Source organism: Vibrio sp. 704 (assembly GCF_033339295.1).
Genome location: NZ_JAWOUH010000841.1, coordinates 1 through 557, shown reverse-complemented (window position 1 = coordinate 557; position 557 = coordinate 1). Strand labels below are relative to the sequence as shown.

Below are 557 nucleotides of genomic sequence, written 5' to 3'. Positions count from 1 at the left end.
CGTAGTTATTGATGTGGAAACTGAGCGTTCAGAAGAAGCACTAACTAAGCTGAAAAGTATTGAAGGCACGATTCGTGCTCGTATTCTTCATTAAGAAGAATCCATACAATAAAGGCAGGGATATTATCCCTGCCTTTTCTTTTTGTGTTACCAAAACAAATTATTTTAATTTGTAAACCACATCCACTTGGTCACGAATTACAAGAGTCGAGTCTTGGTAACTGTTCGAACCTTGCTTGCTGTCCATCGCCATTGAGCGCATCAACACAGGCTGTACATGCATTTGGTTATAGTTAATTTGCCAGATGCCGCCGAGTTTTTTATCAAAGCCAGATGCAAGCGATGCCGCTTTTTCTCTCGCATCTTTGATCGCAGCCATGCGTGCTTTTTGTTGGTATTCCGCTTGATTGCTCACTTTCAATTGGATGTTGTCGACCTGATTAATGCCAGCTTTCAACGCCATATCCAAATACTGGTTAAGATCGGCTAAATCTGTCACTGTTACATTGATGCTGCGTGATGCTCTGTATCCAACCAACTCCGCTTTGCCCGATTTA

General features: G+C 42.0%; 1 protein-coding gene and 1 pseudogene. One reads left to right on the top strand and one right to left on the bottom strand.

Translation table 11 applies throughout. The annotated features are described in order from the left end of the window. Positions 1–94, top strand: a pseudogene (locus R7R24_RS29450) (3-phosphoglycerate dehydrogenase); the annotation flags it as partial. A gap of 66 nt (positions 95–160) precedes the next feature. On the opposite strand, the gene R7R24_RS29445 reads toward R7R24_RS29450, so the two are convergent. Further along, on the bottom strand, positions 161–557 hold a 397-nt coding region (locus R7R24_RS29445), incomplete at its 5' end, for an SIMPL domain-containing protein (protein ID WP_318120556.1).